Source organism: Vibrio sp. 10N.261.52.A1, from assembly GCF_002876325.1.
Classification (GTDB): Bacteria; Pseudomonadota; Gammaproteobacteria; order Enterobacterales; family Vibrionaceae; genus Vibrio; species Vibrio chagasii.
The window spans coordinates 1-10,172 of record NZ_MCYD01001234.1; the positions used below are offsets into that span (position 1 = coordinate 1).

Here is a 10,172-nt window from a genome sequence, read left to right on the forward strand (position 1 = left end):
TTACTAAGTTAAAAGTAGATATGTGGAAGTGACTTGAAGGGGAGAGGAAGAGCAGATCGCTGAGGTGGCAAGATTAAAAAAGGCCCCTAAGTGGAGCCTTTTTCTATTTTCAGCGATAGTCTATTTAATTGCGAAAGTTGGTAACGATAAGTGCCAACGAATGGCGCCAAGTCTGATCAACAATGTAGAGAATACGCCAGCTAGGAAAGCTGTCTCTGAATCGTGGCCCATGCGAATAGCCATAGTGTGGAATGCTCCGCCGATGATACAAGCGGTCGCGTAGACTTCGCTTCGCAGGATCATCGGTACTTCTCGGGCAAGTACGTCACGAATAATGCCGCCGCCACAGCCTGTAATTACGCCCATGATGATGGCAACCAATGCTGAGTCTTGATAAGCCAATGCTTTTTCAACACCAATACCAACGAACACGGCTAAACCTATGGCGTCACAGACGGGTAGGATCCACCATGCCAAACGCTTGGGGCGTCTCACGATGATCATAGTTAATAAACAGGTAACGATAATGACCCAAAGATAGGTGGTATCGGTTATCCAAAAAACAGGAGTAGCACCCAGTGCCATGTCTCGAATTGTACCTCCGCCAATAGCGGTTACACTGCCGAGAACGGCGACACCAAAAGGGTCCATTTTTAGGCGTCCAGCAACAAATACGCCTGAGATAGCAAAGATGGCAGTGCCAAATAAATCGATAATATAAAGCAGCATGGAGTCCATGATACTGGTGCTCTTATTGTTAAAATTGTAGGGACAGGTCGGTGGCGAATTGTACGAAAAAACAGACTAAAAAGTTAGTGATTTTCTCGGACTCTATCGAAGTAATCGCACACTTGCTGGATAGCTTGCAAAGTTCTTGTGGTTGGTCGGTTAATCCAGTCTGAATTGAGCGACCATATCTGATTTTTAGCGACGGCTGGGATCTCTTCCGCCCACGATTGCCACATGGTTCCATTCTCAATAGCGTGCTGAGAAGTGAAGATCACTTGCGGTTTATTCAGCACAACTTGCTCAATACCGACTTGCGGGTAGGGTGAAGCGCTGTCTTCAAAAATATTTCGGCCGCCACAAAACTCAAATACTTCACTTGGCCAGTGTCCTTGTGCCACGGTGATAATAGGTTTTTCACTTAGCTGGTAGAAGTAGCTGACAGGCTCCGCATCTTTGTATTTTAGCCTTAATGCGTTGAGCTGCTCTTTGTATTGCTTAGCATTATTCTCACCGATACTCGGATCGCTGGCGTATTGGCTAAGTTGCTCTATATTGGTCGCGATGCTGTCTAGGCTTTTGGTTTTCGAGTAATAAATATTAAAGCCAAACTGCTCCAGTTTCGCCAGTTCTCTCGGTGGGTTACCCGCTGGCCAAGCAAGGATAAGATCTGGCTGAAGCGCGATGATTTTCTCAACCTTGATACCTTGATAGTTTGCCACTTTTTCTAGCTTATCGGCTTGTGGTGGGTAATCACTTCGTTCACTCACAGCAACTAAGTTATCGCCTAAACCCGCACTGTATGCGAGCTCTGTGGCGTGAGGGGCTAAGCTGACCACGCGTTTTGCCTTAGTTACTTCGGTTGCAAGCGTGCTTGGTATCCATAAGCTAAAGCTGATCGCGAAAGTTGCACATGATGTAACAAGTTGAGAGGGTTTCACTTTAAATCCCTTGGTGAATAATGAGTAAGGCGAAGCTTTGTAAGAATATCCAAATAGCGATGCGTCCAAATAGCAGCTTTTGAACCTGTGATAAGTGCAGTGCGGATGGGGCGATTCTTCCGCCTAATTTTGCGCGAATGGCTTTGGTATCGTTGTAAATAGCCGGACCACCGAGTGATAGCTCAAGCTTATTGCCTACTGCTGTAATCAACCACGCAGGGCCTGGCAGAGGCCAAGAGCGACTTTGAGTTAGCATCATCTTAAGTGTGTGAGACGCTTTATCACCGCATACGATCATTAAAGCAAATAAACGCATTGGGAAAAATTCAAGGATCGCGACGATTTTGATGGCTGTTGAGCCAAAAGGAGAGAACTGCTTGCGACTTGGTGACCAAGCTCGAGCTAATTCGATAATCAGGCGATACATCAACGCCGCGATTCCGCCTCCGATGGCGTACCAAAACAGCACACAAACCACATTGCGACCGTAGCCCATGATGATGGTCTCAGCCCCAGCTTTCCCAAGCCCTAGTGACGATAGTGAATCCGTTTGACGATTGACAATCGGAGCCAGCAATTGACGCGCAGTCACTTTATCTTCTCGGCTAAGTGTTTTAATGAGCTGGTTTGCCAGCTTTTCATTATTACGCCAATCAATGGCGAGCAGTAACAAAGCCAGTTGAAACAGCTGAGTCTGCCAAACCAAAGGTTGCAGTGCCAAGAGAAGAATCAGAGCTGGAAGTACCATTAATCCCCAGGCTAAGGTGCCAGAGATCAGGCTTTGGGAATAGTTTTGGTTGTTATTAACCTTGCTTGCTAAAAGCTCAGCAAACTTATGCCATAAGGTCGTGGGGTGTGCGGCATGAGGGATAGGTAGAATCAAATGAAAAAGCAGTGCTCCCCACATTACAAGGAGCACGCCATTTGCAAATACCTGATCAAACAGTGTTTGCATGCTTAGTCGCTTACTTTAGTAGGGCAACCATTTTGATAACCATTTCAGAAGAGCTTTGTGCTGCTAGTGGCAGGAACTCTTCAAAACTCATTGGTGATTCTTTGTCTGCAACGTCAGAGATTGCACGAACAACCACAAATGGTACTTGGAACTGGTGACAAGCTTGAGCAATCGCAGAAGCTTCCATTTCTACAGCAACCACAGATGGGAAGTGTTTACGGATGAACTCTTGGCGTTCTGCTGTGCAAACAAATGCGTCGCCAGTACAGATAAGGCCACGAACCGCGTGCTTGTCTTCCATTTGAGCTAGCGCTTGCTCAGCTACTTTCATCAGGTTCTCGTCAGCTTTGAATGCAGCTGGTTGACCTGCCATCTGGCCGATTTCGTAACCGAAAGCTGTTACGTCTGCGTCGTGGTGACGTACTTCTGTAGAGATAACTACATCGCCAAGGTTTAGAGTTGAATCAAAACCGCCAGCAGAGCCCGTGTTTAGAACGACATCTGGTTGGTATTCGCTTAGTAGGATAGAGGTACCAACAGCCGCAGCTACTTTACCAATGCCTGATTGAAGCAAAACAACGTCAACACCATTTAGCTGACCAGAGAAAAAGGTACAACCGCCTTTATTAACTTCAGTAATGTCTGAAATAGCTGCTTTTAGGATCGCAACTTCTTGCTCCATTGCGCCAATGATGCCGATTTTCATGTGTAGTCTCTTAATTAAAAAATATTTAAACAGTAGAGCGAAATTGTAGCATGGATAAGAAGCGTCGAGCGACTGCCCAGAAGCACTTCTCATCCGAATAGTGTGGATTTACTCCAGTATTCTTTGTCTATTTGATTAGACCTTCGCTTTGCAAGCTAGCACGAAGTTGTTCTGCTCGTTTACGGTTCACACCAAAGTCAGAGTAGCCAGTGCGGGACTCTGAACGAACGATGAGCTTGTCTCCATCGACTTTTAACTCAAGGTCATCGACAAAGCGCATGATGCGTGATGTGCACTCAACACGCAGGTAATCATCGGTTTTGTTGGCCGTTTTCGCGCCCGGCAAAGTCAAAGCGACTTGCTCAATGGCATCAAGGCTTGCTGAATCGGATAGCTCGTATGCAGCCAAAGCGTGTTGTTCACGGTCATCTTGTGTTGATACGCAATTTGGTTTGTCACCACAAGGTGATGAAGTTCTGTCTTTCATGTCCGTAATCCCTTGGCTGCAAGCGGTTAAAGTTAAAAGTGATAGCGAGAGGAGAGCGGCTTTTTTCATAGTGTTTCCTATGGCGAATTTTAGTTTTAATTGTAGTTCTCGGTATTGGTTAATTTTCGATTGTTTTACGTATTTTTTATTATGCCGTTAGTAAACGTATCGAACTTAAAAAAGGATCCATATGCGGATCCTTTTTTATAGTAACGAACTGAGTAATAAAGGAAACCTAATCACACTTCTAGGTAATCTAATATCCCTTCAGCGGCTTTGCGGCCTTCATCGATAGCGGTCACCACTAAATCTGAGCCGCGAACCGCATCACCACCGGCAAAGATTTTGCTGTTGGTGGTTTGGTACTGAAACTCTTGCTGGTCGGGTGCTTTAATTCGGCCCCATTGATCAAGCTCGACACCGAAAGGTTCTAACCATTCCATAACGTGAGGTTGGAAACCAAATGCCATGATCACGGCATCGGCTTCAAGAATGTGCTCACTGCCTTCAACAGGTTCTGGGCGGCGACGGCCTGCTTCATCAGGTTCACCTAATGCGGTTTTCACGACTTTAACGCCAGCAACATGCCCAGAACTATCAAGCTCTAAGCCGATAGGCTGGAGGTTAAACTTGAACTTCACGCCTTCTTCACGTGCATTCTTCACCTCACGGCGAGAGCCCGGCATGTTGGCTTCATCTCGACGGTAAGCACACACCACATCTGCCGCATTCTGACGAATAGAGGTTCGAACGCAATCCATCGCCGTATCACCACCACCAAGCACGACGACTTTCTTACCTTGCATATCGATAAATGGGGTTGGGTTTTCCAGCTCCATGACCTTGTAGGTATTCGAAATTAAGAATGGCAGAGCGTCATAAACACCCGGTGCATCTTCATTATCTAGACCGGCGCGCATGTTTTTATAAGTGCCTACACCAAGGAAAACAGCGTCGTAATCATCGACCAGCTCTTGAAGTTGAATGTCTTTGCCAACTTCGGTATTCATTCGGAATTCAACGCCCATCTCGCTAAAGATGCGGCGACGATTCTCCATGATACCTTTCTCAAGCTTGAACGATGGAATACCAAAAGTGAGGAGACCACCTATCTCTGGGTAACGATCAAACACAACGGCTTTCACACCATTACGTACTAAGATATCAGCCGCCGCAAGACCAGCTGGACCCGCACCGATGATTGCGACCTTTTTATCGGTCCATTCAACGTGAGACATGTCTGGCTTCCAACCCATCTCAAAGGCTTTATCGGTAATGTACTTTTCAATGTTACCTATGGTGACGGCACCAAAATCGTCATTGAGGGTACAAGAGCCTTCACACAAGCGGTCTTGAGGGCACACACGGCCACATACTTCTGGCAGGCTGTTGGTCTGGTGAGATAGTTCAGCTGCTTCGATAATGCGCCCTTCATTGGCAAGCTTAAGCCACTGAGGGATGTAGTTGTGAACTGGACATTTCCATTCACAATAAGGGTTACCACAATCTAAACAGCGGTCTGCTTGTGCTTTGGCTTGCTGTTTAGTGAACGGTTCGTAGATCTCTACAAACTCAATCTTACGTATCTTGATTGGTTTCTTCGCTGGGTCTACGCGATTCACATCAATAAATTGGTATACATTCTGGCTCATTATTGGCTCCTTCCAATTATTGCGCTTGAACACGAAGTTCAGCTGAGCTGCGGCTTTGGTGGCCGAGCAAGGTGTTTAGATCCGCCGTCTTTGGTTTCACTAGATAGAACTTTGGAATCCATTCATCAAAGTTCGCCAGAATAGCTTCAGCGTGTACTGAGCCTGTCTCTTCTAAGTGCTCTGCAATCAAGCCACGCAGGTGTTCTTGGTGGATATATAAGTCAGATAGGGAAAGCGCCTCAACCGACTCGTTGTTCACTCGACCTTGGAAGTCTTCATTCTTATCCATGACATAAGCGAAGCCACCTGTCATACCCGCACCGAAGTTGACGCCAGTTGCGCCAAGAATGGCAACAATACCGCCGGTCATGTATTCACAAGCGTTGTCACCTGCGCCTTCAATTACAGCAACCGTGCCTGAGTTACGTACGCCGAATCGTTCGCCAGCAGTACCTGCTGCAAATAACTTGCCTCCGGTTGCACCATACAGGCAGGTGTTACCTATGATGGTCGCTTCGTTACAAGTAAATGCGGTGCCTTGGTGAGGTTTAATGACTACCTTACCGCCAGCCATGCCTTTGCCAACATAGTCATTGGCATCGCCTGTTAGATACAGCTCAACGCCGCCTGCGTTCCAAACAGCGAAAGATTGGCCTGCGGTACCATCTAGGTACAATTTGATTGGCGAACCAGCCATACCTTGGTTGCCGTATCGCTTAGCAATTTCGCCAGAGATACGAGCGCCTATAGAACGGTCTGTATTAATAACGTTGTAGTAAAGGCTGGTGGACTGTCTTTTCTCAATCGCATCGAGTGCATCGTCTAGGATCTGCTGGTTGAGCTGAGCCTTATCAAATGGTGCGTTTGGTTCGGTCCAATACAGAGGATGCCCCTCTGGTGATACCGGAGCTTCCAGTATCGATGAGAGATCCAGTTTACTCTGTTTCGCAGTCAGGCCTTCAACAGCCTCCAGTAAATCTGTGCGTCCGATTAGGTCAGTGAGTTTTTCTACACCAAGGTCAGCAAGGTGTTGGCGAACTTCATCGGCTAAGCCTGTAAAGTAGTTAACCACCATATCTGGTAGCCCTTTGAAGTATTCGCGGCGTAATGTTTCATCTTGAGTTGCAACACCTGTTGCACAGTTATTGAGGTGGCAGATTCGTAAGAATTTACAACCCATTGCCACCATCGGTGCAGTACCAAAGCCAAAGCTTTCAGCACCGAGAATCGCGCCTTTAATTACATCGAGACCGGTTTTCAGACCACCATCGACTTGCAGGCGGATCTTATGACGAAGTCCGTTTGCAACCAGTGCTTGCTGAGTTTCTGCTAGCCCAAGTTCCCAAGGGCAACCCGCGTATTTTACCGAGGTCAGTGGACTCGCTGCAGTACCGCCATCGTAACCAGATATGGTGATCAGATCGGCGTAAGCTTTTGCCACACCAGTCGCGATAGTACCAACACCTGGTTCAGACACTAACTTCACAGAAACCAAGGCTTTAGGGTTAACTTGCTTAAGGTCGAAAATCAGCTGAGCCAAATCTTCGATCGAGTAAATATCGTGATGCGGAGGCGGGGAGATCAGAGTAACACCCTGAACCGAGTATCTCAGCTTAGCGATTTCTGCCGTCACCTTATGACCTGGCAGCTGACCACCTTCTCCGGGCTTCGCACCTTGTGCAACCTTGATTTGCAGAACATCCGCATTGGTTAGGTAATGTGGTGTTACGCCAAATCGGCCAGACGCAATTTGTTTGATGCGTGAGTTACGGTCGGTACCAAAACGTCTTGGATCTTCACCGCCTTCACCAGAGTTTGAGTAACCGCCCAAGCGGTTCATCGCCATTGCCAGTGCTTCATGTGCTTCTGGGCTAAGGGCACCAATCGACATCGCCGCTGAGTCAAAGCGTTTAAAGAGATCGCTGCTTGGTTCTACTTGCTCAAGGGCTAATGGTTTATCGGCTTTCTTTAGGCTCATTAAGTCACGTAACATAGCCGCAGGGCGAGCATTTACCTGCTTAGCAAAAGAGAGGTAATCCGACGTTTCGCCAGTTTTTACAGCGGTTTGCAGCGTGCCGACCACGTCTGGGTTATAAGCGTGGTATTCACCACCATGGACGTATTTCAGTAAACCACCGTGCTCGATTGGCTTACGCTTAGTCCATGCTTTACGTGATAGGTTGTAAATATCTTGCTGGAAATCGCTAAAGCTTGCGCCTTGAATTCGAGTGGTAACTCCGCGGAAACAGAGCTCAACGACATCAGAATGTAGGCCAACGGCTTCGAAAAGCTGCGAACAGCGGTAAGAAGCAATGGTTGAAATCCCCATCTTCGACATGATCTTATACAGACCTTTGTTGATGCCGTTTTGGTAGTTCTGCATCGCTGCACGATAGTCTTTGTCTAAAGATCCATCATCGAGCATCTTGCCTAACGCCTCATAAGCAAGGTACGGATAAACCGCAGTTGCACCAAAGCCAAGTAGTACCGCGAATTGGTGTGGATCGCGAGCGGTTGCTGTTTCCACTACGATGTTGGCATCACAACGCAGGTCGGTATCAGCAAGGCGAGTCTGTACTGCACCCACCGCCATTGCTGCTGGAATTGGTAGTTTGCCTTTCTCTAAACCTTTATCCGATAACACAACCAAAACCGCACCGTCACGTACTTCTTGTTCCGCACGATCACATACGGCATTGATGGCTTGTTCGAGATCTTGCTGAGCTGGATCGTAGTGCATGCTTAGGATCGAATGGCGGTAGTGCTTTTGATTCAGTTGCAGGAGTTGCTGCATGTCTGAGTAAAGTAGAATAGGAGAATCAAATGTCACACGATAGGCGTGTCCATCTGTTTCACAGAACACGTTCATCTCTTGGCCAATGCTGGTGGCGAGTGACATCACATGCTTTTCACGCAGAGGATCAATCGGTGGGTTGGTGACTTGGGCAAACTTCTGACGGAAATAATCAGTGACCAGACGCTCTTTTGAAGAGAGTACCGCCATTGGCGTGTCGTCGCCCATTGAGCCGACCGCTTCCTGTCCCATATCACCAAGCACGCGTAATACCTGATCGGACTCTTCGTTGCTCATTGCAAACTGTTTTTGGTAGGTTTTGAGCGTGTCATCGTCGAAGCTACGCTTACCCACTTGGTCATCATCGAGTTCAGAAAATGGTGTTAGCTTGTGAACGTTCTTTTCCATCCACTCTTTGTAAGGGTGGCGACTTTTGAGGTCATTATCGATCTCGTTAGATTGCCATAGCTTGCCACGGCGAGTATCTATCACCAGTAGTTCACCAGGCCCAACACGACCTTTTTCTGCTACTTCATCTGGCGCGTAGTTCCAAATACCAACTTCTGATGCCAGTGTGATTAGGTTGTCTTTGGTAATGACATAACGCGCAGGACGCAGGCCATTTCTATCTAGGTTACATGCCGCGTAACGACCGTCAGATAGAACGATACCAGCAGGGCCATCCCACGGTTCCATGTGCTTGGAGTTGAAGTCGTAAAAGGCACGCAGGTCTGGATCCATATCTGGGTGGTTCTGCCAAGCAGGCGGAACCAGCATACGCATAGCTCGGAACACATCCATACCACCGGCTAGGAATAGATCGAGCATGTTATCTAGGCTTGAGGAGTCAGAGCCCGTTTCATTCACGAAAGGTGCTGCAGTTTGCAAGTCTGGCAGCAGTGGTGAAGCAAATTTGTAGGCACGAGCCTTGGCCCACTGACGGTTACCCTCGATGGTATTGATTTCACCATTGTGCGCTAAATAACGGAATGGCTGCGCGAGAGGCCAACGTGGTTGTGTGTTAGTCGAGAAACGCTGGTGGAACAGACATATCGCTGATTCCATACGTAAGTCTGCAAGATCGAGGTAAAATCGCGGAAGATCGGCAGGCATACACAAGCCTTTGTAGACCATCACTTGTGTTGAAAGGCTACAGATATAGAAATCTTTGTCTTCGGTGATCTGTTTTTCAATTCTGCGACGCGCGATGTATAAGCGGCGTTCGATATCACGCTCACGCCAACCGGCTGGCGCAGAGATAAATACTTGCTGAATATTTGGAACAGAATCTTTTGCGATAGGACCTAATACTTCGGTATTGGTCGGAACTTCACGCCAACCAGCAACGGTCAATGTCTCTTGGGCGAGCTCTTTATTGACGATCTCTTGTGCTGATTGAGCTTTGATTGGGTCTTGGCTGAAGAAAATCATGCCAATAGCGTATTGCTTGCCGAGATTAAAATTATTCTCTTCTGCAATAATTCTTAGATAGGAATCTGGCTTCTGTAGTAGTAAGCCACAGCCATCTCCAGTTTTACCATCCGCAGCGATACCACCACGGTGTGTCATGCGATCTAGGGCTGAAATAGCAGTTCTCACCAACTTATGACTAGGTTGGCCTTCCATTTGCGCTATTAAACCAAATCCACAGTTGTCTTTTTCAAGACTAGGATCATATAGAGCCATTGCAATTCTCCCTTTTGCTTCTCTGTCATCCAGACAGTAAATGACTAACTATTCATGTACTTGTTATTTTTTATAAACTTACCGTTTTTTAGCTAGTTCAACGTTATCCTTTGTGTCAACAAAACCCAGTGGCTTTATTTTCACCAGTTTTACAACGTATAGCTAATTGTGTTTAAGGTCAAGTTCATGGTTAATTATCATGCATAAACGCGATTAACCACGTAA

7 protein-coding genes are annotated in these 10,172 nt (G+C 47.0%); all 7 read right to left on the reverse strand.

What is annotated here, in order from left to right; all coding sequences use genetic code 11:
- Window positions 1–120 precede the first annotated feature (120 nt).
- Window positions 121–738 carry a TRIC cation channel family protein gene (locus BCT81_RS26015; protein ID WP_061033370.1) on the reverse strand — a complete coding sequence of 206 codons (618 nt, stop codon included), beginning with the start codon at window positions 736–738 and terminating at the stop codon, window positions 121–123.
- 74 nt (window positions 739–812) lie between these two features.
- Window positions 813–1,667 (reverse strand): vitamin B12 ABC transporter substrate-binding protein BtuF, encoded by an 855-nt coding sequence (btuF, locus tag BCT81_RS26020; protein WP_008222870.1) that lies wholly within the window; start codon window positions 1,665–1,667, stop codon window positions 813–815.
- Between the two features lies 1 nt (window position 1,668).
- Complete coding sequence (locus tag BCT81_RS26025) at window positions 1,669–2,622, reverse strand: cobalamin biosynthesis family protein (protein ID WP_102426341.1); 954 nt, start codon at window positions 2,620–2,622, stop codon at window positions 1,669–1,671.
- 10 nt (window positions 2,623–2,632) lie between these two features.
- The gene (mtnN, locus tag BCT81_RS26030; protein ID WP_004741524.1) at window positions 2,633–3,328 is read right to left on the reverse strand and encodes a 5'-methylthioadenosine/S-adenosylhomocysteine nucleosidase; all 696 of its coding nucleotides are present in this window, start codon (window positions 3,326–3,328) and stop codon (window positions 2,633–2,635) included.
- Between the two features lie 127 nt (window positions 3,329–3,455).
- Complete coding sequence (locus BCT81_RS26035) at window positions 3,456–3,884, reverse strand: DUF1499 domain-containing protein (protein ID WP_008222873.1); 429 nt, start codon at window positions 3,882–3,884, stop codon at window positions 3,456–3,458.
- Between the two features lie 170 nt (window positions 3,885–4,054).
- The gene (locus BCT81_RS26040; protein ID WP_102426342.1) at window positions 4,055–5,467 is read right to left on the reverse strand and encodes an FAD-dependent oxidoreductase; all 1,413 of its coding nucleotides are present in this window, start codon (window positions 5,465–5,467) and stop codon (window positions 4,055–4,057) included.
- A gap of 16 nt (window positions 5,468–5,483) precedes the next feature.
- Entirely contained in the window at window positions 5,484–9,947 is a 4,464-nt protein-coding gene (gene gltB, locus BCT81_RS26045; RefSeq protein WP_102426343.1) for a glutamate synthase large subunit, read from the reverse strand.
- Between the last annotated feature and the right edge of the window lie 225 nt (window positions 9,948–10,172).